The following is a 25,335-nucleotide window of genomic DNA, read 5'->3' as shown; positions in this document are numbered from 1 at the left end:
TGAGTAAAACTGAACTTAACCCAACTGAGGAGGCGATTCACAGTGTCCACCGAGATGATACGAGAACTACGGGATACGGACGATTTCTCCCGTATCAGGGATCTGATCAAGAACTCGCTCAGACAAATGCGCAACGATCAAAAAACGCATTACGTCTCAACGCCGGAACATCTGCGCAGCCAATTTTTCGGAGAGGATCGTGCCGCTTGGGCGGCGAATCGCGGGTTCGTATCGATGCATCAAGAACGAATCGTTGCTTTCGCCGGCGTATATGTATCCGAGAACAGTAAAAATGGTCTGCTCTCCATAGGATTTGAATCGGGTTATGAAGAAGCGCTGCAGCCTTTGCTCGACCGCTGCTCGGAAGTAACCCAGGCTCAGGGCGGACAGCGGATCGGCCGATTTATAACACTGGATCCGGGCCAAATTCGCAATGACGAGATCACGTTCTGGGAACGTTACGGGTTTCGGGCCGATCCGTACTTCCACGCGCTGCTCAAGCTCGAGGTCGACGAATGGAGCGCTCCGGAACACTTGAACATTGACGGCGTCCACCCGGCCAACCTGGCGGAAATCACCGATATTATTCGTATACTAAACGATGATGGCGAAGAATACCTCGCCGATGAATTTCGCGAGACCTACAGCAGCTTGACGCCGGACCATGTGTTTTTGACGTTGAAGGATCCGGGTAGCGGGGCGATTACGGGCATCGCCTACTATCGGGTGAGTAAGTTCAAGGATCAGGGTAACGGAAAAACGTATGACGGATACGGCGCTTGGCAAACCGGCATCCATTTCCGGCCGAATGCCCGGCTCGATCGTCACGAAAAACGGCGGTTTATACAGGCTGTGATCGCCTCCATGAAGCAATTGGACGTCATCTTTGCCAGCGGCCGCGTATCGTCCCGGGATTATGACTGTCTTCTCGAGCTTTTCGCCGAAGGCTTTTATTTTCAAGGCTCCGTTCCTTCGGTACAAAATCGGATGAGCAAACGGGTTAGCGTACATTGAAAAAGTACGTAAATGCCAAAGAGGTGCTCCCACAATCGCTTATTGAAGAAATCCAAAAATACGTGCAGGGCAAACACTTATATATTCCATGCACGGAGCGGAAAGCATGGGGAACTTCCACGGGGAGTCGGGAGCAGTTGCGCCAAAGGAACGCGGATATCGTACGGCGGTACCGCAGCGGGATCGACATGGAGAAGCTGGCGGAGCTTTTCCACCTAAGCCTGGAGCGGATCGAGTCTATCGTATACGGAGAAGAGCTGTAGCGGTAAGGCAGCTGTAAGGGTTTACGGCTGCCTTTGTTTGCTGGCTTCGTTCCGTTATCGGGCTTTCGCACCGTTCGAACGATTGGAGAAGCGTAAACGGCAATATTTCGTCCACCATGCAGCAGACGTGGTTGTGATGTAACACCCGTAAAACGCTTGTTTGCAGCTCCCGGCGTATTCCAAATCATAGTCAAGATGTTTTGGTGAACGTACACCTAACTGGACCGCCTAGAAGCTCGGGCCCTTTCAAATGCATCTTAATCCTATCTTCCTCTTCAATAAATTCTATTTGAAGCGGCAAGGATTGAACATGAAATACATTGGTTGATACGGGGAGCAGTGTTGATCTCGGCCATGCGTGGGGAAGTCCATCTGCGATCAAATGCCCATCTTCCATTCGAATCGAACAAACCGGATTGTTTTCCTGCTCGGTCTGGTAGGTCCCGGCCCAAATCGGAAGTTTTGCTGGAACCATTGCAGCTTGTTCGTGACTGTTAATGCCTAAAAATTTCGAAATGATGCAATTGTATTCGGCCCAAATCCCTTCGGAGTTGTCTATCGCCAGTTTATGACAGGCCAGGCCTTCAAACATTTCATCCGTCATATGGCGGTAGTCCCTCCAGTACATGACCATTCCCTCAAATGCGAGCAGTCCCCGGGATGCTCCGTAGGGAGACAGGGTGGCAGCACGAACGAAACGGTCCTCTGTATGTCCTCCGCGTCGAGCACAAATTTTTCGAAGCGAGGTCTCGAGATCCGTTTGATACAAGTAGATCATATACGGATTCAATGGCCGAATAATAGACTCTACCGCTTTAACATAGCTAATAATCACCTGCTTGGGGACTTCATATGGAAATAAGCTCCAAGTCAGATATCCGAAAAGGCAACTGTCTGCAACAATCGTCTGTGGAGCTAATTGGACATCCATCGCAAATTCGCGCCATCTCTTTAAAGCCCTGTCTATTAAATATGGATAATTGCCCTTTGCCAGCTCGTCAATAATGGGTTGCATCGAGTTGTAATCCTTGTAGATGTATACGGGGTGCCCCTTCTCTTCTTCGTACCACCATTTATGGGCGATCCCTTGGCGATCCAACATATGCGATATCCATTGTGCAGTCGTGGATTTTCCTGAACCGGGAATACCTTCAACCATAATCAACTTGGTGCGGTGCATGTGCTCACCTCCTGGATACTAGCGTTCTGTGCTCTTGGTTCCTGTCATTTCCGGCCATATCCGGTTGCGAACAACTGCTCATTTAATCCGCCCGTGGCACGCAGTAGCCTCGCGACTTCAGGCATCCTGTCCGCATTGCGCTTGATGGAGGCGATCGTAGCCGAAACCTGCTCCGTCCCGAGCCGCTGTTCCTCCTCGTCCGTGCAATTGATCCATAGGGATCGTTTCAAGCTGTATTCCAGCCAGCCCAGCAACCCTAGCAAACTATAGTCGAGCACGATAGGCCAGTCGGCATCAAAGGGCCCGAATCTACGCCGGTAAGCGCTCAGAAATGCGAATAACCGCTCGCAGTCGAGATCACCCGACTCCGTTTCCGACCAATACAGGGCGGTTTCGGTCAAGTTTTGCATCGGGTGGATTGCCCCAGATGCTTCCCAGTCAATGAGGACGGGCTTTTCCCCATTCCACATCACATTTTTGGAGTCCAAATCCCCATGACTGATGACGTTGTCTTCCGCAAGCAGTTGCGCCGCCCGGATCGCTTTCTCCTTCCATTCATACAGCTGATCCATAGTGTCCAGCAGCATATCGGCCCATACGGAACGATTCGCTCGCCCTTGCCGTGCATAACTGCTCCAGTCGGTCGGCTGGATAGGCGCCGCTTCCCGCTTCGTTATACCCAGCTCCGAAAAATCCGTCCGATGCAGGTCGGCGAAAATCGCGCCCATGATTTCGCAGTGGGTGCTGCGGATTTCATGCGGCTTCAAACATCTGCCTTCCAACCAATCGAACACGAGATAGAATTGATCGTCCAAACACTGCAACGAGGCGCCGCCAAATCGTTTGGCCGGGAGCGCTGGTATGCCTCCGGCAGCCGCAATATGGGCGATTTGTTCCGAGCGGATCATGTTCGGCATCGCCGTAGGCCTGCTCATTATTTCCGGGTTCAACGCTTTCACCGCATATTTGCCAAGGCTCGTCTGGACGGCGAACATGCGGTGTAATAACCCGCCCTGCAAAGCTTTCGGGGTACCCGTCAACTGGCCGAGCTGCAGCTTCTCACACAATGCCTCAAAATTCACCCTATACCGGAACTCGCTCACGAAGTAGTCCCGCCTTCCTGCTTGGAGCCCTCCAGTCCGCCAGAGCTGCCGCCCGCTCCAGGAGTTGCTGGATTTCCATTATCCCCTACGGCTTCCCGCAAGGTGTCGTGCTCGTATATTTTGGTTGGACGTCCCCATTCGAAAAGATCCAGCCCGATCTCCCTGAAGCCATATTTCTCGTAATACTGAATATGGTCCGTCGCCAAATAGACGGTACGATAGCCGAGCCGCCCAGCGGTTAATCTCGCATGCTCAAGCAGTACTGAGCCGTAAGCCTGCCCGCGTTCGCTCGGGTCGATGAACAAAGGTGCAATCCAGGGCGATAAGTCTTTGCGGCACACCGCATCCTGCTCGACCAGCTGATAAAATCCGATCAGCTTGCCGGTTTTGAGCAGCAAAAACGTAAACGGCATACGCTCCTCGTCAACCAGACTCGCTTCTATTTGCGGTAACACCGCCTTCATCACGTTTGGCCACTTCTCGGCAACATACTCGGCAAGCTCCGTTCGACGCTCCGGACAGTCATTCAATGATTCGATCTTTACCATTATGTCGCCCCTCCCATGCTTGACGCACTTTCGGCTGTATAGGTCCAGCTTGCTTTAATGGGGAGCTGCGGGCAACAGAAAGTTTGGTTGATAGTTAAACGATACGTCTCTAAGGGGAAGCAGGCAGCCGTTCACACCGACTGCGGTCAGGAAGCTTGCTACCACTGTATGGAGCCCTTTCTCATTTTGGCGATATAGACGATTTGTCCGGTATGAGCGGGCAGATGTCTGAATTGGTGCAGCAAAATTTCAAGGACAGTAGCCTGATTGTCGACCCCGCTGTTTGTCAACGGCGGCAAATCCGCATAAGGCCGCTCAAGCAACAGCCCTGGCCTCTCGCTCGCCTGCTTCAGCACTTCGATAATCCGGTCAAACGAGTCCGCGATGAGCTTTAGTGCCTGTTCCTTTGATAGCTGCAAACCGCTTTCGAATTCTTTATCCCGGTCTCTCGAATCGGGAACATCAAGGAAAACGGTTTCAATTCGCTGATGAACGGTTCCCCTTATATGCGCCACCAAGTTGGCAATACTGTTGCTCCCCTGCGCAGGTGCCCACATCAAGTCTTCATCCGATAGCTGTTCGATGACGTACATCGTCGCCTTCTTCTCCGCAGCGTATTTTTTCAACAGAAAATCGATCAGTACCAATGTAGTATCCATTTGGGCCACCATCCTTATTAATGACATACTCTATTTCTCAGCCCCGGTGTATACCGGAAAAGAAAGCCGCTCCTAATTGGGGCAGCCTCTGAGATGATTCGACCATAATTCTACTCATTGCCCGATCCGCTCACCGAAGCGGGCGCAATTTCTTAATGTCCTCGACCGACATGCCGGTTGCTTTTGCAATGGTTTCCACTTCGATACCCATTGCAAGCAGCTTGGCTGCTGTCTCGGCCTTTGCTTCAGCCTTACCTTCCTCCTTGCCCTCTGCCTTACCTTCCTCAAGCCCTTTCGCTCTCCCTGCAGCCATCGCTCCTTCCATACGCGATTTTTCGTCGCTGAGTGCCTTCATTCGAGCGTCATAAGCCATACGAGCCGCGGTATCCTGGCTCAAAAACTCCAGCGTATCCATCGCTTTTTTCAGCATGGGCTCTTTCATGGTCAGCACCTCCCAGTTTGATTTATCTACGCCTTTCAGAAACAGCAGCCAGTTGGTCAAGCCGCCTTCGTCCGAAGGGACGAACTGCCGATCAAGCTTCGTCAGTTCCATCACATGGATTTCAATATCGTCTATAAGGGCAATTCCGGTATGATCCTCCCGTAGATGATACACATTGTGGTAACGGTTACCCGGCAGGCAGTTGCATACCAAACGCTAAAAACAGTGGTCTCTCAATTTTAGAACAAGTGTTCCCTTTTGTAAATATTACCATAATACTGCTCCAAAATGGTCTCATTACATGAAAACAAGACTGCCGATTCGATTCGATTCGGCAGCCTCGCTTTTCGTTTTCCCTATGGGGCTATCGTTCCCGCGTCTGACACAAGGAACCGTTAGTTTTCGCTAGTCGGAAGTAACGTCCCGCTCGCGCGGATTACCAGTTCAAGCTCGGATCGTCCAGCTCCAGCTGTTTTGGCTTGTCATGGTCCGGCACTTTCACGTGTATCACATTGCTCGCTTCGTTTACTGCAATTACTTTCGCCTGTCCGTATGCGGTTTGGATCAAAGCGCCTATCTTGGGAAGCGCCTCGTTCGATCGTTCGTAATTGTCGTGCTCAAATCGGAGACAACACATCAGCTTGCCGCAAAGTCCGGATATTTTCGCCGGGTTCAGCGATAACCGCTGATCTTTGGCCATCTTGATCGATACCGGCTCCAGCTCGCCGAGGAAGGAGGAGCAGCACAACACGCGGCCGCAAGGCCCGATTCCGCCGATCATTCTTGCCTCGTCGCGAACGCCGATATGCCTCAGCTCGACGCGAGTCCGATACATGCCGACGAGCACTTTAACCAGCTCGCGAAAGTCGATGCGGTTATCAGCTGTGTAGTAAAAAAACAGCTTGCTCCGGTCGAACGTCCACTCGGCATCGACCAATTTCATTTTCAGCGCCTTGAACTTGTCGACATTTTTGGCGAAAGCCACGCGCGCGTCCTCTTCATTTCGCGTTACGGCTTCCTGGTCGGCGCTGCTGGCAAACCGGATAACCGGCTTAAGCGGCTGCACGACGTCCGCTTCCTGCACGAATTTTCGGCCGATCGCGATTTGCCCGTACTCTGGGCCGCGTGCCGTATCGACGATGACATACTGATCTTTCTCCACCTGCATGTCGCCAGGGTCGAAATAAAAGATTTTGCCCGCTCGTTTGAAGCGTACCCCTACAATGCAGAGCAACCCGATTCCTCCTTTGCCCTCTAATTACTTCGTCTATAGTAAGCTGGATCGAACGGCCGATCAGAACCGCACCCAGCATATGAAATATATTCCATTCAAGTTTATATAATCCTTCTTTCGACGAGCTATTGCGGTAAAAGATAAAAGCCGAATCGAGCATTGGCCTAAGATCCATCGACAAAAAGGCTGCCGGATCCATTCCGGCAGCCTGCAGGCGCTCGATAACGCTAATTATTTTACGCGCTGACGCACGACTTTCTCAATAATTAGCCGGTGTCCGACCCTCGTCCCGAGCCGGATTAGGCCCGTCGTTCTGCCGGATATGATATGACGGTGCCCTTCCGTGATATTCGTCTGAATCCGGAAACGGTGGAAATGGTTCGGACCCCTGCCGATGTTAAGGCCCGTTTGCCCCGAATAGGTGTGCCGGTGCCCGTCGGCCGTTGTCGTAATTCCTCTGAAATTATGACGGTGTCTGCCGTCCTCCGGAATAAACAAGTCCGTCAAATTGCCGAAAGCATGCTGATGGCCTTCCACCCGCGACGTTAAACCTTCCATGCGATGCTTAAATTGGACGGGCCCGCCGCTGCCTTGCCTGCCTTGCCTCGTTTTCGCCATCTGTACCATCAACCTTTCCAGAAAAGATGGTACAGCGTATGCGAATGAATGGAGACTTTCTTGGGGAGAAGGCCACACGCCGTGAATCTGTGTTATTCAAACAGGCCGATTTCGCTCAAAAATGAGGGCTCGTATCCGTTCTCCGACGCCCATTTGGCGGCGGTCATAATTTTATTCCGGTATTCCGGCTGATAACCGCGATAAAACGGATAAAAATATTGCTCGTGAATGAGCAGCTCGATAAAGCCCGATTCGTGCGGCGACTCCTTCAGCCGGTCAAGCTCCGGAACGATCTGCTCCACATCGAGCTTATCCAGCACGGCATCGATTTTGATAAAAACGAGATCCTCGCTGCGGTCTTTCCAGAAATCCCGCTTTGCCAGATGCGCCGTTTGCTCGTCGTCCAAATAATACGAAACAATCGGCTTCCCGTCGCCGAACCGGAAATAACCCGCCAATCCGCGAAAGCCGAGCTTACGCAGCGCCCTGCAGCTTTCGCGGGTCGCCTCGCCCCAATGAATGGTCGTAACCGGATCGAGCAGTTCCTTGCCGGCGAAGCGGATAATCTCGCTTGTCACCCGCTCGCAGTCCCGGATCACTTCCTCCGCCGGAGCGGCGATGTAAGGCTTGTCCGGATCGTTCTGCATCGCATGGAACGTCAACCGCAGCCAGTGTGCATTCGCCTTCCACTCCTCCTTGAACTTGTCCGGCATTTGCGACAGGTCGAAGCCCTCCGTCTGGTAGTAAATATTGATATGGACTTTCGTTCCGTACGTATCATGGGCCTCTTTGTACAGCGCCAAGTACGGATTTTCAAAAATAGAGCGGTACACGTGGGCGTTCTCGGCAATGTCCTTCAAGCACCAAATGTTGTCGTCCAGCGAAAGCCTGTATTTGGATGACGCCTGCTTCAGCCAGATGACTTCCAGGCTTTCACTGCGCCCAGAGACCTCCTCGGTGACGACAATCGCATTGCGGTAGCCGTCCAGCGATACCGGAGCCTTATAAATCCCGTCCTCCTCCCGCTGTGCGGAAACCCCATTTACGCGCAAAAGGCTTCCGTCCGGGGCCTCGATCGATACGATAATATGCAGCCTGCCGTCGCGAATGTCCCCGTCGCGCTCGTTCAGCATGTCCCCGTCGACCGGAAACAGCAGCTTCCAGTCCGGATTCGTTGTCACCTGTTCTATCACTCGCTCGCGCCTCCCCTTGTCCGAACGCCGGATCGGTTCCGGCCGCAATCTCTATTCTCCTGTTTGCCCGGTGACCGAGCTGGCGTGCAGCCACATATCGAAAAATTCGTAGGCGGCCGCCCGCACAGGCGTGGGGAAATCGTGCCCGCTCGTTCCGTCCAGCGATAACATCCGCTCCGGCTCTCCGAGCCATTCGTACAGTCCGCGCAAATCCCGCATCGCCTCGGCAATCGGCTCCCAATGCGGGAATATTGCATCCGCTTGGCCGCTCCAGTTGAAGAAAGGCGTCGGCGCCGCAAGCGCGGCGATCTCGTGCCATTCGAACGGCACCCGCCCCTGCTCCAGCTCGTCGGTAACGGCCGGGATGTGCGAAAACCAGTCGCGCCTCCCCCACCGGTTCGGCTTCTCGTCTCCCGTGAATGTCGCGAAGCCGCAGCTGGAGACGACGGCCCGGATACGCTCATCCGCGCCCGCGAGGAAAAACGCGTTATAGCCGCCGAGAGAATGGCCGATCGCGCCGATATTCGCCGCATCCACCTCCTCCAGCGAAACGAGCAGGTCGATGCCCTGCCGATGATCGGCGATCATTTTGGCGACGGCCGACCATTCAGGGTACTTCTCGTAAAAGGGAGCGGTCTGAAACGGCGATGCTCCCTCGTAGACGCGCTCTCCGGCCGTGATCGTATCCGGCGCAAGCACGACATAGCCCCGGTTCGCCAGCTCGTAGCCGTAACGCCGGTTTTTCTTGCCCGTCGGCAGACAGATTTCGGCTTTGCCTTCATTCGCCGTCTGATGCAGCGCCATGATGGCAGGCATTTTACCGTCTGCATTCCGCAGGCCGTCTTTCGGAATCAACAGGAAAGCGGTTACGGAATCGCCGTAAGCCGTATCGTAACGCAGATGCACACGCCTGTGCCTTTCCTCCTCTTCCTCTGCCAGTACGTCATACCTTAGCGGAACCAGTTCGGGCAAGCCGCCGATAAACGCCTCCCAGCGGGCCTTGATCTCCTTCCGCTTCGCTTCCCAACCGTCCCGGTCGGCAATGCCGTTCAGCAGCTTCGGTATACCGTCACGCTTCAACTGCTCCAGTGTGTAACCCACGCGAGAGCGCCCTCCCCAGTTATATTCATGATATATACATGTATGCATAACAATCGTCTTTTAGGCTATCTACGCAGCTACTATTAAACTAAATCTATTTGATATACAAGTCAAGCTACATTCCTTCAGACTTGCCGGAATTACTGCATATAGCAGTCTCTAGAGTCTCTTATTTCGACGATAAATACTAGTTTTGGAAAAATAGAATGTGTTAGAGACTCCTATTCCACCCGAAACAGCCACGAGAAACCATTTAAGTAAAAATAAGCGTCCATAAAGACCTCTATCCCTGTACGACTCCTGAGTCAAGTTCATTTAGCGTGTCCAAAAGACCGCTATCGAGTTGAATGAAGAAAAAAAGAGGGCGGGCTTCGATCTTCGCCCGTCCTCTCCCAGCGTTACGTTACAGAGCCACGGTGTTGCCGTGCTCGCGGCTTTCGTTGGCCGCTTCGATAAACCGGATGACCGCGATCGTTTCCGCAAAATCGATTGCCGCGCCTTCTCCCTTGAACATCGGCACGATCCGCTCCAGCAGGCTCGCATAATACGGCTTCGAATGCGAATAAATGTCGACGAATTGGCTGCCCTTCTCGCGATGCACGACGGCACCGAACGCATTGTTGCCCTTCCGGTTGCCCCGCACCGTAGCGATCCGGCCATCCGCCCAGCGTCCGACGATCACGTCGTAATCGTCGTTCGTCGTGACGGTCACGTCGACGCAATCTTTACCAAGGACGGCAAATACCATCTCGACGGTATGGATGCCATACCAGAAATAACCCGGCTGCGTAGGCTCAATCGCCATCGGCCCGTACGCATCGACGCCGATAACCGCGCCTTTCTCACCGTTACGGAGTACCTCGGACAATCCTTCGGCGTAACGAAGCGCCGACGTACTCATGACCGCGATGCCATGCTTGGCCGCAAGTGCGGCGATTTGCTTCGCGTCCTCCGACGATACGGCGAGCGGCTTATCGATAAATACCGGCTTGCCATACGGCGCAATTTTGGCAAACTGCTCCAAATGCACACGTCCGTCGACCGACTCAAGCAGAATCGCATCGCTTTGCTCGGCTACTTGCTCCACCGAGTCGACGATTTGTACGCCATGCTCGTCGCGAAGCTTGTCCGTGAACCCTTGTACGCGCGAAATGCTTAGCGCGAAGTCGGGAGAGCCTCCCGGAAACGCAACAACAACTTTGCCGCCGGGCACATGATACGTTTGGGCCGGATCATTTAACAGTTGGGTAAAAGCGGTAACATGGGACGTATCGAGTCCGATAATCCCGATTCTCAATGCGTTCGACAAAGGAACGCACCTCCTTCGTTTAACGTTCCGACACTTCGCAAAATATCCCCGCAAAGTGAAGCCAGAGCTACAATGCGGGTAAGGAAGCCTCGTTCTCTTAAGTAACTATACCAAAGAGAGGCTGCGGAAATATTGCCTTTTCTTACGATCCCGTTCGCCTTTTTTTTCGATCTTTCACTTGCGCCAGATCAAAACCGCCGACTTACCGGACGAGCTCGCTCAAAAACGACAGCCGGTATATTTGCTTCGGCCGCCCTTTCGACTTGCCCTTCTCCTCGCCGATGATGTCGATCAGGCCGGAATCGAGCCAGGCAAGCAAAAACCGGTGCGTGCTGCGAACGGTAACGTCGAGCACGTTCGCCAGCTCCTGCGCCGTGTAGTCCGTTTTACCGAATCTCGTCACATGGGCGACCAGCTTGCTTAAATAGCCGGACGTCAGCCCCGCCTCCTCGGCGCGCTTCAGCAGGTTGGCGTCGATCAGCGACAAGTCGTACTCGTGCGGCTGGGTCATCTCGAGCGGTCCAATTACGCTTTTATCCTCGCGCACGATGAAGCAGATGTCGCCGCCGCTCTCCTTCGAATTGCGCAGCGCCAGCCTGGCGTGCGTGCCGGCCTCGTTGGCCGAACGGCCGAAGCCGATGCCGATGCTTAAGCTCAGGCCGTAATATTTTTCTACGACGCGAGCCAGCGGGATCGATTTGTAGCCGCCGGTTTCCCGCTCAAATATGCCGCGGGTCGTAATGAACAAATATTCGTTTCCGCCCAGATGAGTCAGATGGCCGTCGAGCGACTCCACATAACCAAGCAGCATCCGGTGAATATCGAGCTTTAGCCGCTGCACTTCATGCTCGGACGTTTTCTTTTTGGCCAGCCGGTCGAACTCGTCCACATGAATAAACCCGACGACGATCTGCGATTCCTTGCTGCGCCGCGTCTCCGACGACAACAGCGATCGTTCCAGCGCGACGATGATGTCCTGATCAGTCGGCAGCACCCATTCGTTCGGAATCCCCAGCTCCGAAAGCGCGGCGGATACGGAGCCGACGCTCGTCAGCGCCGCCTTCGCCTTGCCTAAGCGGTACTGCTCCGCGTGGAAGTCGATCAAGGCTTCCTTCGATTCGAATTCCGAGCCCGGATAGTGAACCGTTCCTTGGTAGGTCTCCCCCAGCTCGCGGAATGCCTGCTCCAGCGACTGTTTGGACAACGTGTCGACGGACAGCTCCGTTAATCCGTTCCGCCGCCCGATCCGGTACAGCGCCCGGTACAGGCCGGTGCCCGACAGGCGCACGTAGTGAACCGGGATTTTGAAGCTTAGCCGTTCGACAGCAAGCCTGTAGGGAACCGGTCCGGAAAAAAGCAGCACTTCCACATGATCCATCAGCTCGCGGGCCAGCTCGGGCGCTTCGTCCTCGAGACTGTATGCGCGGGTGATCGGATCGAATGACGGGAAGCCTTTCAGGCAATGGTTCATTTTTTCGACGAGCGGCTCGGGCCCGATGATCCCGATGGCGATACCTTTGGCGATCGGAGCTATGTTCGTTTCGGCCATGGTTCAGCCTCCAGATGTGACATTTTAGATGCGCCTGCAAGCTGGAAAACATGCTCCGAAGATCATGCGGCTTGGCAGAGCGCCTATTCTGTTCCCCGCTATTTCAAACGGTTCGCCGCGACAGCCGCGAGCAGGGAAGCTCCGAGCGGCAGACACGACTCTTGGATGCGAAACTTCGGATGATGCAGACCGTACGATTGCTCCGCCCCTTCCTGCGGTCCGGAGCCGAGCCAGAAAAAGCAGCCCGGCACTCGCTGCAAGTACAGCGAGAAGTCTTCGCCGGCCAGTGTCGGCGCGGCCTCGACCCGGTTGTCCTCTCCGATCGTTTCCTCTACGGTACGTATAACGTGGGATACGCAGTCATCATCGCTGACGAGCACGGGGGTCATTTCCGTATACTCGACCACCGCGGTGCAGCGGTACGCCTCCGCGATCTTTCCGGCGATTCGGGTAACCCGTTCCTTCATGGACGCTTGAACGTTCGGCGAGAACGTGCGAATCGTTCCGACGAGCGAGGACCGGTGCGGAATCACGTTGTACGTATCGCCGGCTTGCAGGCTGCCGATCGTCACGACGACCGGATCGAACGGAGATATTTCCCGGCTTACCGCAGACTGAAGCCCCATCACGATAGCCGATGCGGCTACGACCGGGTCGATGCTCTGATCCGGAATGGCGCCGTGTCCGCCCTTGCCGGTCAGCGCTATTTCGATGCGGTCCACGGAGCCCATCAGCGAGCCGTAACGCGTCGCAACTTTGCCTGCCGCGAGCGTCGGCAAATTGTGCAGCCCGTATATTTCGTCGACGCCGTCCAGAACGCCCTGCTCGATCATGAGCCGGGCGCCCCGGTTGATCTCCTCGGCCGACTGGAACAGGAAGCGCACGCGGCCCGAAAGCTGCTCCTTCCGCTCCGCCAGCAAGGTTGCCGCTCCGAGCAGGATGGCCGTATGCGCATCGTGGCCGCAGGCGTGCATGACGCCCGGCCGGGTGGATGCGAACGGCTCGCCGCTTTCCTCCATGATCGGAAGCGCATCCATATCGGCGCGCAGCGCGATCAGTCGTCCCGGCTTTGCTCCTGCCAGTTCGGCTACTACGCCGTGTCCTCCGACGCCGGTCTTCACGTCGTTGCCCAGCGCCCGTAAGCGGTCGGCAACCTTCGCAGCCGTCTCCGACTCCTCCATGCTCAGCTCGGGGTAACGGTGCAAATCGCGCCGAAACGAGATGAGCTCTTGCTCCAATCGCTTGCCTGCCTCAAGCAGCGGCTGAAACGCGGATGCTTGTCCCATATATTATAATCCCCCTCCTAATGTATTCCCGAAAACATGCAAGACTCCTCCTGCCCGGACGAATCACGCATAGGGACGGCGGCGCCGCTTGCCTGCAATCGCCGTCCTCCTTTATAGCCCGGTATTCCCTCGCAAGAACAAACCCCTGAAATTCCCCTCGGACAATCCGCTTCGTTAGTTTACATCTTCTCCGTTTCATCCGACAAACGGGCTGTAAGCGAGCCGTCGGAAACTTCCGCGGATGCGGCCGCAGGCGTCGGTGCCGACGTTTTCTTTTGCGATCCGTTCCGATACAGCTGGTCCATAATTTTTTTGCCCGTCGGCGTTTGCGCAAGCCCGCCTTTCGCCGTTTCGCGGTGCTTCTCCGGCATGCTCGTGCCAACCTCCAGCATCACCTGAATCACCTCGTCCGAAGGAATGACGCTGCGAACGCCGGCAAGCGCCATATCCGCCGCCGCAAGCGCGTTGACCGCGCCGAAGCCATTGCGCACGATGCACGGAATTTCCACGAGTCCGCCTACCGGATCGCAGATGAGACCGAGCGTATTTTTCAGCGCCAGACCGACGGCGTGAGCGACCTGCGACGGCGTTCCGCCGCGCAGCTCCGTCATCGCCCCGGCCGCCATGCCGATCGCCGATCCGACCTCCGCCTGGCAGCCGCCTTCCGCGCCGGAGACGAACGAATTGTTCGCAATCACATAACCGATCGCTCCGGCGGCGAACAACGCGTACGTCATCTTCTCGTCATCCCAGCCGAACCGCTTCTGGCTGCTGACGAATACGCCGGGGATAATGCCGCAGGAGCCGGCGGTCGGCGTGGCGATAATACGTCCCATCGAGGCGTTTACTTCCGAGACGGCCAGCGCATTCGCCATCGCTTCGGCGGCGATGGGGCCGACCGCCGTTTCATTCGCTTCCATATAGCTCGCAACGCGCTGCGCGTCGCGGCCGGTCAAGCCGCTGCGGGAGGTCGTGTCCTCGGTTAAGCCCTTGCGGACCGCTTCCTTCATAATATCGTAATAAGCGGCCATTTTGGCAAATTCTTCACGTTCGTCCTTGCCGGATTCCTTCGCCTGTTCCTCCAGCATGAGCCGGCCCAGCGATTTTTGCTCTTGCTCGCATAGCAGGACGAGTTGTTCCAGCGTGCGAAATCTCATGATGGTCTGCCCCCTCCCGCCGTCAAATCGACAAGCCTTACATCGCGAACCGTGTCCAAGCCGGCGATTTCCCGGATGATGTCGTCCGTCAGCGAATTGTCGGTATCGATCACGGTGAGCGCTTCGCCGCTTCGCCCTTTCCGGTCGACCGACATATGTCCGATATTTACGTTCTCGCGGCTGAGCACACGGGTCGCATCGGCGATCATGCCCGGCCGGTCGTTATGGAACAATATCAAAGTGGGATACATGGCCGTAAACTTGACATCGAATTCATTTACGCCGAGCATTTCGATATTGCCGCCGCCGATCGAAGCGCCGATGACAGTAATTTCCCTCTCCCCCCGGCGGGCGATAATTTTCGCCGTATTCGGGTGCGGAAACTGGCCCTTTCCCGGTGCAAAGTTGATCTCGACGCCAAGCTGCTCGGCAATGGCGAGCGAAGAGGGGATGCGCGGATCGTCCGTATCGAAATCGAGCAAGCCGCCCACGATGGCAAGATCTGTGCCATGGCCGCGATACGTATCCGCGAAAGATCCGTAAAACAAAATGTCCGCCTTCTCCGGCAAATCGCCGAGAATATGGCGCGCGACGCGCCCGATCCGGACCGCCCCCGCCGTGTGCGAGCTCGACGGTCCGACCATAGCCGGACCGATGATCGAAAAAACGTCTTTGAATCGCATGTTTAGCTGACCCCTCATTCCGCTCTATCGTCCTGCTAATATTGTATTCCAAACGGACAAAAACGGACAGCGTGTTCACTGTCCGCTATCCTTATTATGTCAGTCGGCAAGCCATTCGTTCAAGTGCTCGCGAACGAAGTCGTCGTCGTTCAAATGCGGGTACTCGCGGTACATCCGGTCGATCTCCTCGGACTGGCCGGGAGACATCACTTCATGCGGATTGAGGCACCACGTGCCCTTCATCAGCCCTTGGCGGCGAAGCACCTCGTGAATGCCCGGAATGCAGCCCGCGAAGTTATGGGCCGGATCGAAGAAGGCGGCGTTCGTTTCCGTCACTTCGATGTTGCGGGTGAGCCATTCGGATGAGATCGTGGCGCTGTCGCGCACCTGCTTCACTTCCTCAAGCAGCTCTACCGCTTTCTTTGTCCAGACGCACCAATGGCCGAGCAAGCCGCCGACGATTTTCTTCTCGACCTTCTTGCCGCCGATCGTGAACCGGTACGTCGTAAGCAGGTCGTTCACGATATTGTCGTCATTACCCGTGTACAGCGCGATTTCGTCGCTGCGGCTGGAGGAAGCGACGGCGCGAACGACGTCGATCGTCTGGTACCGGTTGAACGGAGCCATCTTGATCGCCACGACGCCGTCGATATCGGCCAATTGCCGCCAGAAGTCGTAGCTGAAAATGCGTCCTCCGACCGAAGGCTGCAAGTAAAAGCCGATGACCGGCATTTTCTCCGCAACCGCGCGAATGCGCTCCAGATGCTGCTCCTCGGTCCATTCCTTCAGTCCGCCCATGCTGACGAGACCGGCGTCATAGCCAAGTCTGACGGCGATATCCACTTCGCGGAGCGCCTGCTCGGTCGGCCCGCAAATACCGGCCACCTTAATGAACGGACGATCCAGTCCGGCCCGGTCTACCTCTTCGGCAGCGAGGCGAAGCACCGGCTCGTACAAATTATGCTGCGGCTCGCGGATTTCGAATTGGGTCGAGTGAACGCCGACGGCTACGCCGCCCGCGCCCGCCGCGATATAGTAACGGGTAAGCGCCCGCTGATGCTTTTCGTCCAGCTTCCGCTCTTCGGTAAGCGCAAGCGGCTGGGCGGGGATCACGAGTCCGTCGTGCAGTGCCTTTATTTGCTCGGGGCTTAAAGGTTTGCGGCTCATCGCTTAATATTTCCCCTCTCTTTCCTGGAAGTGGGTCGGCTTGTTCCACGTTTGGCCGCCTTGATCCACCCACTCTGCGATCCAGTCGATCATTTGCAGCGTGCTTACGCGCGGATATCCGAACGTTTTATGCGCCTTCGAGCAGTTGCTGAGGAGCGCCGTATCGGCTTCCTGTCCGACGATGTTCGCTTCCGTGCCGAGCCGCTTCGCAAATTCGTGGGCAACCCAGCGCATCGACAGCGTTTCCGGACCGGACATGTTAAAGACGGCCGGTGGCGTGCTGCACACGTTCAGACAGCGAATCGCCCATTCGTTGGCGTCGCCCTGCCATACAACGTTGAAATGTCCCATCGAAACGTCGACCGGAAGACCCGCCTTCACCGACTTGGCGATTTCCAGCAAAACGCCGTAGCGGAGATCGATCGCGTAGTTCAAACGGTAAATCGCCATCGGAATGTCGTACCGGTGCGAGAAGCTTTCGAATACGCGCTCGCGGCCGAGGCAGGACATGCCGTATTCGCCGTTCGCTCCCGGAGGCGTGCTCTCCGTCGCTCCGCCGGATAGAACTGGAGTCAGCGGATAAACGTTGCCCGTCGAAAACACGACGATGCGGGAGTTTCTGTACTTCTCCGCAACGCGGCCCGGCAAGTAAGCGTTCATCGCCCACGTAAAATGCTCGTTGCCGGTTGTGCCGAATTTGTTGCCGGCCATGTAAATGACGTTTTTGACGTCAGGAAGCTGCTGCAGCTCGTTGTCGTTCAACAAATCGACCTTGATCGTTTCGATGCCGTCCGCTTCGAGCTCGGCTTTCAGCTCTTTGTCGGAGAAGCGCGACGCGCCGTATATTTTTTTGCTGACGCCCGCTTCCTTCAGCGCATTTTGAGCCAGTCTCGCAAGACTCGGGCCCATCTTGCCCCCGATGCCGAGCAGCATAATATCCCCGTCGATTGCCGCAATGTCCTTAACAAGAGCCTCGGAAGGCTGTGCCAGTTTCGCTTCTAATTCCGCAATAGTTTTCATAATTGCTCCCTTCGCGTATCGGAATGGATGAATTGCTTCCTACCTAAGCTTAAGCGATACGCGAAATAAAAGACAAGTCTATAAAATGTCCATAAGAACCGCTTACATAGCTGAAACTGCGGAAAACGCGACCTGTGCGGCATAGCGCAAAAGTCGATTACTTAAACCTGTATGTTACCGGAGTAGGACCGCCGTGGGATTAATCGGTCTTGTCCATAAATTGTCTCATTTTGCGAGCTTTTCGAGTATCGCCAAAAACTGCTCCGCTTCGCCTGCATCGATGCTTTCGAACCATTGCGCCATCGTCCGTTTCCGCATCGCATCGAGCTGCGCCAGTACCTGCTTTCCCTGTTCGGTCAAATAGATCTGCACAACGCGGCGGTCCTTCTCGTCCGGACGGCGATCGACAAACTGGTGGGCAACCATTCGGTCGATCATGGACGTAATCGCGCTTGGCTTCACCTCCATTCGCTCGGAGAGAGCAGTCACCCTGCACGGGCCTTGCTCCCGGATCAGCAGCAGCATGAAATGCTGCGGAGGCGTGAGCCCGTAACCAGGCCGGGCGGACATAATCTGAGTCCATTTTCTCCTGAACGATTCCATTGCCACAACCATACGTTCGGCATATTGCGCCCGATCCGGCATCATCGGCCTTCTCCCTCCATTCTTCCCTGCGTTACGCTCTGGAAAACCAGTCGAATATCGAATCGAGAACGGCTTCGTCTTCCTCGCGCGGGAACACGTGAGCCCTGCCCTGGTAAATGTCCATTTTGTAGCTTTTTCCCGCCTCCGCAAGCGCTTTGCCCAGCCGGTACGCGTGTTCGACGCCGACATGTTCGTCGATCGAGCCGTGGATGATCAGAACGGGCGATGCGATCTGCCCGGCCCAGCATACGGGTGATCGCGCCCTGTAGCTTGTCTCGTCCTTCTTCGGATGACCGACGACACGTTTGAGCATGCGCCTTAAGTCTACCCTCTCTTCGTAAGTGAGCAGCAGATCGCTTACGCCGCCCCAAACGGCGACAGGTCCGACTCCCTCGCACTCTTTGGACGCGAGCAGCGCCATCATCGCTCCGCGGGAAAATCCGAGCAGCGGCACCGGCTCGTCTCTTACTCCGGGCAGCGAGCGCAGCAGGCGAATGCCGTTGTAGAGATCATGGCGATCTTCGCCGCCGAAATCTTCACGCCCCTCGCCGCCTTCGTTGCCTCTGTAAAACGGAGCAAAAACCGCGTAGCCGCGCCGCGCCAGCGTAACGAGGCGGGCGACTCGGACCATGCCTACGCTTCTGATGCCTCCGCGGCAATAAACGAGCGGCGGCAGCGGCTTCTCCGTCTCCGGTGCGCAGTAGTATCCTTTCACCCGGAGCCCCTGGCTCCAGTAGGTGATGCATTCTAGTCGTATACCCGGAACGGGGTCCGGCAGCGGTTCCCGCTGCACAAGCGTTCCATCTCGTCCGGCTTCCAAGTCCATGAGCTGCCTCTTTCCATAGGTAGTAAGCCTATTTTGTCCAATTTTTTAGGTTTTGCACCTCTATTTCCGTTCCTATCGCGCCGCTGCATTCTTCTGGCCTTAGCTTTTCTGCTTTGACAACGGGCGGCCTGTTTCGTAGACTGGGAGTACCTATACCCGAGGAAAGGTTGTCTTCCGCCATGAATCCAGCTTTCGACCGGGATTTCGAAGCGCTCGTGCAAAAATTCGCCGAGCTGCTGACCGGCCAAACGACTCCCGAGACGGTAGAACAAGTAAAAAAGTGGGCGATCTACAACCATATTCACAAAACGATGCCCGCTCTCGCCAGCCACTGGAACCAGACGCATCCCGAAGCCAAGCAAGAGGTGCGGAAGCTGTTCGAGGAGATCAAAGCTTTAAACGAAGCGCACCGGGCGCAGCAGTCCAATCCGGGCAAGCCGGATGCGGAATAAGCCGGATACGGAGCAAGACCTTCTGAACGCAGAAGGTCTTTTTCGTCTTGCTTCGCAGCCGCCGTCCCCGCTCCGCTCCCTGCCCGGCCAAGCCGGGATCCAGGTTTCAAACCATTCGCTTTCGCCCATACTGATGATGAGAATACATGGTGGGAAAGTGAGGTACATGCGTATGAGAAGCGGCGACCCTTACCGTTACCCGGAACCGGAGGCCGGTCTTCCTCCGGACGACGCTGCCGCTGCGGAGGGCGGCCCCATCGCCGGGCTGATCTGGGGCATCTTGTTCAGTATGCCGATCTGGGCGGTTATCGGCATTTTCGTGTACCGTCTTATTTCAAATTGAGAAACCGTCGGCTGAATCGCTCGAACGTTCGCGGAAACAGATGAAACAGCTTAGCTCCAAAACCTGCGACTGCCGGCAAATCTACCTCGGCGCGCCCCCGTTCCATGGCCCGCACGATCGACATAGCGACCTGATCCGGAGTCAGCATGAACCATTTGACATTGGCGGCATAAGTTCCCGACGGATCGGCCAAGTCGAAAAAAGGCGTATCCACCGGCCCCGGATTGATCGCCGTCACCGTAATACCCGAGCCCGCCAGCTCCTGCCGCAGGCTGTTCGTAAGCCCGAGAACGGCATGCTTGGTGGCCGCGTAGCCGGCCGATTTGGCCGTTCCGATTTTGCCCGCCAAGGACGCGATGTTCACGATCTGTCCCGAACCCGCTGACCGCATAGGCGGCAGCACCGCTTTCGTACAACGCACGAGTCCCATATAATTTACGTCCATCATCTTCTCGAAATCGTCCAGCGGCGTATCTTCGAACATGACGAACTTGCCGAATCCCGCATTGTTAACTAACACGTCGACCTTGCCATGCCGCTTGTGGACGAGATCGAAGACACGTTCAACCGACGACGCCGATGAGACGTCCAGCTCATACGTTTCGCAGCGGCCGCCGATCCGGCCGGCGAGCTCGCTCAGCTTCTCCCGATTCCGCGCCATCAGCAGCGGCGTTCCTCCGCGCCTTGCGATAAGCTCCGCCGTTTTGGCCCCGATTCCGCTTGATGCCCCGGTAATGGCGACAATTTTGCCTTCCAATTTGGCCATCTTTCCGCTCTCCTCCGGTTGCCATATTATTTTTCGTTCAGCATGTCCGCCCATAAACGAACTTCCAACTCTTTATGCAATAGAATACGGTTTGAGCCGTTCAAATTCAAGTTCCCTCCGGCAAGCCGGACTGCCGCCCGCTCAAGCTTCACCGTACAAAAAAGAGGCTGCCTGAGGCACCCCCTTTCACTACCTTATGTATGAAGTCCGTTAAGTAATCAATACCTTGATATCGAGCTGTCCGATCTGATCCATCATTAGCGGAATCGTGAGCGCCTTCGTCGCCGTAAAACCCGCAGCCGCCGCGGACTGAATGAGCTTCGGCGGAGTAATGTCGACCCGTACTCCCTGATTGAACAAAATCGTGCTGGCATTGCCGCTGATCATATTGCCCAGCTCGGAAATGGCGCTTTGCGACATTTCGTCCATCTGAGTGACCGCGTAGCCGCCCATCATGGCGGACACAAGCTTAAGCGCCACGTCCTCGTGCAATCCGAACACCACGTCGCCCTTCATCTGACCCGTCATGCCGATCTGAATCCAGATGTAATTTTCCACGAACTTGACGTCTTTGATACCGAGCTGCCCGGTTGTCGGACGAACGTTAATCAGCTGTTCCAAAACAATTCTGGCGGATTCCAGAAATGGATTGATATATTCGGCCTTCATTACATAGAGTCCCCTTTTCGACAAAATTCTCGGATTCCCCGGGGCCGAACCCGCGGGAAATACCGCATACCGTCCGATGGAGCGCACCTGCACACATGTCCCGGCACTGCGGCTACGGGGTGTAGAAAACGGCCGCAATCCAAGCGGCGGCTTGACCCGGTATATGCAAAGGACTTGATTTAATTATACTCCAGTTTCCTAAACCTGTATATAGGAGGCCATCGTTCGTTCGGTCCACACAAGCGAAAAAACTAGCGAAAGCACCCGATTTGTGTCGTTTTCTCCATCATACTAAAGTCCCTTTTTTGGTCATTTCTTCAAAAATAGATGAATGCTTCGTCCCAAAGACTTGCGTCTCGAGTACCGCATCGTAGCGGCAAATACGATCACGATCGCAAGCATAGAATATAAAGTGCGAACAGGACCGATCACGGCAAGCCCTGCCAAGAGAACGGCGAGATCGAACAGCAGTATAAAAACGGCCGCAGGCACACCCGTCCGATCGGACAGCAGCTGCCCGATCAGGTCGGAGCCGCCGGAGTTCGTCCGATACGCCAGCATCACGCCGACCCCCATGCCGATCAGCCAGCCTCCGATAATCGTATGCGGAAGTATCCCGAGCCGGAACCAATCGGACGCCGGAGCGAACAGATCGATCAGCAGCGAAGAGACAAGCAGTCCGTTTAAAGCGTTCAGCAGCAGCGTTTTATCGTAAAACAAGACGCAGGCGAACACCGGCGCGCTAATAACCAGAACAGCCAGACCCGGCAGCAAGCCGTAGTGATAGTTCAGCAGCAGACCGATGCCGATCATACCGCCATCGATCAGATGGTACGGGGACAGAAAAGCGTCGACTCCGAAAGCAAGCAAGGAACTGCCGAAAAGCACGGCCGCCATTTGCAAAGCGATCTGCATCCCTTCTCCCTCCCCTCGTCCATAATGTATGGGATTAAGAATTACTTAAGAACTGCGGGCCATGTTTCTTAAGAAATGAGCCGTATAATGAGATTCAATCGTTTGTACATCCCCGCCTTGCTATAGTAATGTTGAAGATAACCCCACAAAGTGGAGCTGGACTTCGAATCGTATTCCAAATACTTTGCGGGGAGCCCCGAACTATAAGTTCTATAGATGGAATGAAACACGAATGGAGACGATGGAGGAATGGCGCAAGAAACTTTGCTTCTGGTGGACGACGAGAAGGACATCCTCGACCTGCTGGAAATTTACTTGAAAAATGAGGGCTACCGTCTTCTCCGCGCCAGCAACGGCATCGAAGCGCTTGACGTGCTGCGGAGCAAGGAAGTCGACCTGATCATTCTCGATATTATGATGCCGAAGATGGACGGCATCGAAGCCTGCATGAGAATCCGCGAGGAAAAAAATATGCCGATCATCATGCTGTCGGCCAAAAGCCAGGACATGGACAAAATTATGGGGCTTAGTACCGGCGCCGACGATTATATGACGAAGCCGTTTAACCCGCTGGAGCTGGTCGCCCGGGTGAAGTCGCAGCTTCGCCGGTACAAGCGGCTGAACGTAACCGCCCCGAGGCTGGAGGAAGAGATCGAGATTGACGATCTCGTGATCAATACCGCCACGCACGAGGTCAAAGTCGAAGGGCGCGAAGTCCGGCTGACGCCGCGCGAATTCGCTATCCTCGAGCTGCTCGCCCGCAACCGCGGCCTTGTGTTCAGCATCCAGAAAATTTACGAAGCCGTCTGGAACGAAACGTTCTATGAATCGGACAATACCGTCATGGTGCATATCCGCAAAATTCGCGAAAAGCTGGAAGCGGTGCCCCGCCAGCCGAAATATATCAAGACGGTATGGGGGGTCGGCTACAAAATTGAAAAGTAGGTCGCTGTGGAACCCTCTGCACTGGCTGTATATCGGACTTGGCTTTTTGAAAGACATCTATTTGTTCGTCAAGCGGCATTTCGAATCGAGCATCCGGCTCCAGCTTATACTGACCTTCGTCTTCTGCCTGCTCGCTTCCATTCTGATTCGCAGCCTGACGACACCGCTCTTCGAAAACTCGAACCAGTATCCGACGATTGATTATACGGCGGGCGTTCACGAGATCGATTCGCGGGCCCGCTCCATTCTGAACGACTTGACCCGCGACGATGAGTCCTTGCCCAGCCGCGCTGGGAGCGCCGTAACCGTACCGACGGTCGAGGATCGGGTGGCGGCGACGATCGACCGGTACAATCAATGGGACCCGAGCCTGAAAATACTGCTGCTCGATCTGGATGGCCGGGTGCTGTTCAAGTCGCCGAACGCGACCGAAAATCAAGTCGATCTGCACGGCATAATCCGCAATGCGATGGACGCTCGCATCAACGACAGACGGTACCAGAATCAGGAGTATTCGAGCTTTTATCCGCTCGACCTGCAGCAGCGGAAAGCTTATCTGGTCGTATCGGGCATGCCTTCCCCGAACATCGTTTATATGAAGGGAAGCAGCAGTCCGATGCCGATGCTGCTGGCATTCATTACGTTTATCTTTTTATTTTTCTGGATTACGAAACGCAAAACGAAATATATCGAGGAGCTGGCGCAGGGATTGCTCGAAATATCCAAAGGGAAGCTGCATTACCGGGTACCGACGCGCAGCCGGGACGAGCTCGGAACGCTCGCCGACAACATCAACCGGATGACCGCCGAGCTGGAGCAAACGATCGAGGAGGAGCGCCGGGCGGAGGCGACCAAAAACGAGCTGATCACGAACGTTTCCCACGATCTGCGCACGCCCCTGACGCTTATTATGGGCTATCTCCGACTGCTCAAGGACCGGAATTACGAATCGCAGGCGCAGGCCGATTCCTATATCAGCATCGCCTACGGCAAGTCGGAGAAGCTGAAAAATTTGATCGACGATTTGTTCGAATATACGAAGCTTTCGAATCAAGGCGATACGTTGAAGCTGGATACGGTCTGCATGAACGAGCTGCTCGAGCAGTTGATCGAGGAAATGATCGGTTATGCCGAGGAGAACGAGCTGAACATTATCCGCGCGTTCCCTCCCGAGAAGCTGCGGGTGCAGGTCGACGCCGACAAAATGATTCGCGTATTCGATAACCTGCTCACGAATGCGGTCAAATACAGCCGCAAACCCGGAACAATCCGTGTGCTGATGTTCCGCGAAGCCGATTACGTCACCGTACGCATCAGCAATAACGGAACGCCGCTGTCCAAGCAGGATGTGGAGAGACTGTTCGATCGCTTCTACCGGATCGATCCGTCCCGTTCGTCGGAAACGGGCGGCTCCGGGCTGGGGCTCGCTATCGCGAAAAGCATTATCGATTACCACGGCGGCGAAATTTGGGCGGAGAGCGAAGGCGACGAGATCCGTTTCTGGGTGCGGCTGAAGCTGGCCGTCTGAGTAGAGGATCGAAACCAGCGCCCATGTTACCTTGCATAACCATATACGAATGCCTCCGAAACCACTTGACGAAGCGGATCGGAGGTATTTTTTTGTGCGAAAGTTTGGGTCAATTCCGGTTCCGTTACTCCTCATCCTTCGCGTCAGGAAGCCGTATAGGAAATGATTTCTGGCCGGGACTTTCCCTGCCGACCCGATAAAGGTACAATAGATAAGACGACAAGCGGAGCAGTCCGCGAGCGATTCGGGGCATTTATTCGGAAGGAGACGAGAACGAAATGGCTGTACGCAAAATCGAACATGTAGGCATTATGGTAACGAATATGGAGCGTTCCGTCGCCTTTTACCGCGATGTCATCGGTCTTGAGCCGTTAGGCACGCTGGATCACGGCAATGGCACAATCAAGCTCGCTTTCCTCGGATTTCCCGGAGCGAAGGAAACCCAGGTCGAGCTGATCGAAGGTTATGACGGCACGCTGGCCGAGGAAGGCAAAGTGCATCATATCGCCTTCACCGTTGACGATCTGGATGCAGAACTCGCACGCATCGAGAAGCATGACGTCAAGTTTATCGATCCCGATGTCACGACACTTCCGAACGGGGCGCGCTACCGGTTCTTTTACGGCCCGGACGGCGAATGGATCGAGTTTTTCCAGCCGGCTTGATGAAGCCGATTCTATAGGATCATGTCGCCCTTCCGAGCAGCGGAGCTGTGTATGA

Annotated in this window: 27 protein-coding genes and 1 pseudogene; 7 read left to right on the top strand and 21 right to left on the bottom strand. The window is 55.3% G+C overall.

The features are described 5' to 3' along the window. The first annotated feature begins 54 nt into the window (after nt 1-54). Complete coding sequence (locus D7M11_RS08985; RefSeq protein WP_193556151.1) at nt 55-1,014, top strand: hypothetical protein; 960 nt, start codon at nt 55-57, stop codon at nt 1,012-1,014. Next, on the top strand, nt 1,011-1,277 hold the full coding sequence (locus tag D7M11_RS08980) for a CD3324 family protein (protein ID WP_120746866.1): 267 nt from the start codon (nt 1,011-1,013) through the stop codon (nt 1,275-1,277). The genes D7M11_RS08985 and D7M11_RS08980 overlap by 4 nt, the downstream gene beginning before the upstream one ends. A gap of 190 nt (nt 1,278-1,467) precedes the next feature. Here D7M11_RS08980 and D7M11_RS08975 read toward each other — a convergent pair whose 3' ends face one another. The 18 genes and pseudogenes from D7M11_RS08975 to D7M11_RS08890 form a co-directional block, all read right to left on the bottom strand. Further along, on the bottom strand, nt 1,468-2,457 hold the full coding sequence (locus tag D7M11_RS08975) for a P-loop NTPase family protein (RefSeq protein WP_120746865.1): 990 nt from the start codon (nt 2,455-2,457) through the stop codon (nt 1,468-1,470). A 44-nt stretch (nt 2,458-2,501) separates the two neighbouring features. Beyond that, the gene (locus D7M11_RS08970; RefSeq protein ID WP_120746864.1) at nt 2,502-3,560 is read right to left on the bottom strand and encodes a phosphotransferase family protein; all 1,059 of its coding nucleotides are present in this window, start codon (nt 3,558-3,560) and stop codon (nt 2,502-2,504) included. Next, nucleotides 3,557-4,108, bottom strand: a complete 552-nt coding sequence (locus D7M11_RS08965) for a GNAT family N-acetyltransferase (protein ID WP_120746863.1) — start codon at nt 4,106-4,108, stop codon at nt 3,557-3,559. The genes D7M11_RS08970 and D7M11_RS08965 overlap by 4 nt, the downstream gene beginning before the upstream one ends. A 158-nt stretch (nt 4,109-4,266) precedes the next feature. Then, a complete protein-coding gene (locus D7M11_RS08960; protein ID WP_158606523.1) occupies nt 4,267-4,767 on the bottom strand; it encodes a DinB family protein in 501 nt (166 codons plus the stop codon). 130 nt (nt 4,768-4,897) lie between these two features. Then, nucleotides 4,898-5,413: pseudogene (locus D7M11_RS08955) on the bottom strand (Rpn family recombination-promoting nuclease/putative transposase); the annotation flags it as partial. Between the two features lie 232 nt (nt 5,414-5,645). Then, nucleotides 5,646-6,443 (bottom strand): PSP1 domain-containing protein, encoded by a 798-nt coding sequence (locus tag D7M11_RS08950; RefSeq protein ID WP_120746860.1) that lies wholly within the window; start codon nt 6,441-6,443, stop codon nt 5,646-5,648. A gap of 231 nt (nt 6,444-6,674) precedes the next feature. Next, on the bottom strand, nt 6,675-7,061 hold the full coding sequence (locus tag D7M11_RS08945) for a YmaF family protein (RefSeq protein WP_158606522.1): 387 nt from the start codon (nt 7,059-7,061) through the stop codon (nt 6,675-6,677). Between the two features lie 92 nt (nt 7,062-7,153). Next, complete coding sequence (locus tag D7M11_RS08940) at nt 7,154-8,254, bottom strand: hypothetical protein (protein WP_147433412.1); 1,101 nt, start codon at nt 8,252-8,254, stop codon at nt 7,154-7,156. A gap of 51 nt (nt 8,255-8,305) precedes the next feature. Next, the gene (locus D7M11_RS08935; protein ID WP_240041017.1) at nt 8,306-9,355 is read right to left on the bottom strand and encodes an alpha/beta hydrolase family protein; all 1,050 of its coding nucleotides are present in this window, start codon (nt 9,353-9,355) and stop codon (nt 8,306-8,308) included. Nucleotides 9,356-9,758: 403 nt separating this feature from the next. Beyond that, complete coding sequence (locus D7M11_RS08930) at nt 9,759-10,664, bottom strand: Gfo/Idh/MocA family protein (protein ID WP_120746856.1); 906 nt, start codon at nt 10,662-10,664, stop codon at nt 9,759-9,761. A 202-nt stretch (nt 10,665-10,866) separates the two neighbouring features. Beyond that, entirely contained in the window at nt 10,867-12,213 is a 1,347-nt protein-coding gene (locus tag D7M11_RS08925) for a helix-turn-helix domain-containing protein (RefSeq protein ID WP_120746855.1), read from the bottom strand. Between the two features lie 98 nt (nt 12,214-12,311). Beyond that, entirely contained in the window at nt 12,312-13,499 is a 1,188-nt protein-coding gene (locus tag D7M11_RS08920; protein ID WP_120746854.1) for a M20 metallopeptidase family protein, read from the bottom strand. Between the two features lie 179 nt (nt 13,500-13,678). Beyond that, nucleotides 13,679-14,656: an L-serine ammonia-lyase, iron-sulfur-dependent, subunit alpha gene (sdaAA, locus tag D7M11_RS08915; RefSeq protein WP_120746853.1), complete on the bottom strand. Its 978-nt coding sequence runs from the start codon at nt 14,654-14,656 to the stop codon at nt 13,679-13,681. Next, nucleotides 14,653-15,339, bottom strand: coding sequence for an L-serine ammonia-lyase, iron-sulfur-dependent subunit beta (gene sdaAB, locus D7M11_RS08910; protein ID WP_120746852.1), 687 nt, complete (start codon nt 15,337-15,339; stop codon nt 14,653-14,655). The genes sdaAA and sdaAB overlap by 4 nt, the downstream gene beginning before the upstream one ends. Nucleotides 15,340-15,438: 99 nt before the next feature. Then, entirely contained in the window at nt 15,439-16,506 is a 1,068-nt protein-coding gene (locus tag D7M11_RS08905; protein WP_120746851.1) for a dihydrodipicolinate synthase family protein, read from the bottom strand. A gap of 3 nt (nt 16,507-16,509) precedes the next feature. Continuing rightward, on the bottom strand, nt 16,510-17,526 hold the full coding sequence (locus D7M11_RS08900; RefSeq protein WP_120746850.1) for an NAD-dependent epimerase/dehydratase family protein: 1,017 nt from the start codon (nt 17,524-17,526) through the stop codon (nt 16,510-16,512). 225 nt (nt 17,527-17,751) lie between these two features. Next, complete coding sequence (locus D7M11_RS08895) at nt 17,752-18,174, bottom strand: MarR family winged helix-turn-helix transcriptional regulator (RefSeq protein ID WP_120746849.1); 423 nt, start codon at nt 18,172-18,174, stop codon at nt 17,752-17,754. 28 nt (nt 18,175-18,202) lie between these two features. Continuing rightward, nucleotides 18,203-18,997: an alpha/beta hydrolase family protein gene (locus D7M11_RS08890; protein WP_120746848.1), complete on the bottom strand. Its 795-nt coding sequence runs from the start codon at nt 18,995-18,997 to the stop codon at nt 18,203-18,205. Nucleotides 18,998-19,176: 179 nt separating this feature from the next. On the opposite strand from D7M11_RS08890, the gene D7M11_RS08885 reads away from it, so the two are divergent. Then, nucleotides 19,177-19,449 carry a YusU family protein gene (locus tag D7M11_RS08885; RefSeq protein WP_120746847.1) on the top strand — a complete coding sequence of 91 codons (273 nt, stop codon included), beginning with the start codon at nt 19,177-19,179 and terminating at the stop codon, nt 19,447-19,449. 172 nt (nt 19,450-19,621) lie between these two features. Next, nucleotides 19,622-19,792 (top strand): hypothetical protein, encoded by a 171-nt coding sequence (locus D7M11_RS36350; RefSeq protein WP_158606521.1) that lies wholly within the window; start codon nt 19,622-19,624, stop codon nt 19,790-19,792. Here the strand turns inward: D7M11_RS36350 and D7M11_RS08880 are convergent. From D7M11_RS08880 to D7M11_RS08870, 3 genes are all read right to left on the bottom strand, one after another. Next, complete coding sequence (locus tag D7M11_RS08880; RefSeq protein ID WP_120746846.1) at nt 19,779-20,558, bottom strand: SDR family NAD(P)-dependent oxidoreductase; 780 nt, start codon at nt 20,556-20,558, stop codon at nt 19,779-19,781. The two genes, D7M11_RS36350 and D7M11_RS08880, sit on opposite strands and share 14 nt — an antisense overlap. A gap of 210 nt (nt 20,559-20,768) precedes the next feature. After that, on the bottom strand, nt 20,769-21,227 hold the full coding sequence (locus D7M11_RS08875; RefSeq protein WP_120746845.1) for a chemotaxis protein CheX: 459 nt from the start codon (nt 21,225-21,227) through the stop codon (nt 20,769-20,771). Nucleotides 21,228-21,536: 309 nt separating this feature from the next. Next, on the bottom strand, nt 21,537-22,142 hold the full coding sequence (locus D7M11_RS08870) for a YitT family protein (RefSeq protein ID WP_120746844.1): 606 nt from the start codon (nt 22,140-22,142) through the stop codon (nt 21,537-21,539). Between the two features lie 249 nt (nt 22,143-22,391). On the opposite strand from D7M11_RS08870, the gene D7M11_RS08865 reads away from it, so the two are divergent. The 3 genes from D7M11_RS08865 to D7M11_RS08855 all read left to right on the top strand — a co-directional run bounded on the left by D7M11_RS08865 (nt 22,392) and on the right by D7M11_RS08855 (nt 25,280). Further along, nucleotides 22,392-23,087, top strand: a complete 696-nt coding sequence (locus D7M11_RS08865) for a response regulator transcription factor (RefSeq protein ID WP_120746843.1) — start codon at nt 22,392-22,394, stop codon at nt 23,085-23,087. After that, nucleotides 23,077-24,615, top strand: a complete 1,539-nt coding sequence (locus tag D7M11_RS08860) for a sensor histidine kinase (protein WP_168928298.1) — start codon at nt 23,077-23,079, stop codon at nt 24,613-24,615. The genes D7M11_RS08865 and D7M11_RS08860 overlap by 11 nt, the downstream gene beginning before the upstream one ends. Nucleotides 24,616-24,893: 278 nt before the next feature. Then, the gene (locus D7M11_RS08855; protein ID WP_120746841.1) at nt 24,894-25,280 is read left to right on the top strand and encodes a VOC family protein; all 387 of its coding nucleotides are present in this window, start codon (nt 24,894-24,896) and stop codon (nt 25,278-25,280) included. Nucleotides 25,281-25,335 lie beyond the last annotated feature (55 nt).

This window comes from Paenibacillus ginsengarvi (assembly GCF_003626695.1).
Lineage (GTDB): Bacteria > Bacillota > Bacilli > Paenibacillales > NBRC-103111 > Paenibacillus_AB > Paenibacillus_AB ginsengarvi.
Note: the sequence above shows the minus strand (reverse complement) of the source record. Positions and strands in the feature narration are given on the sequence as shown.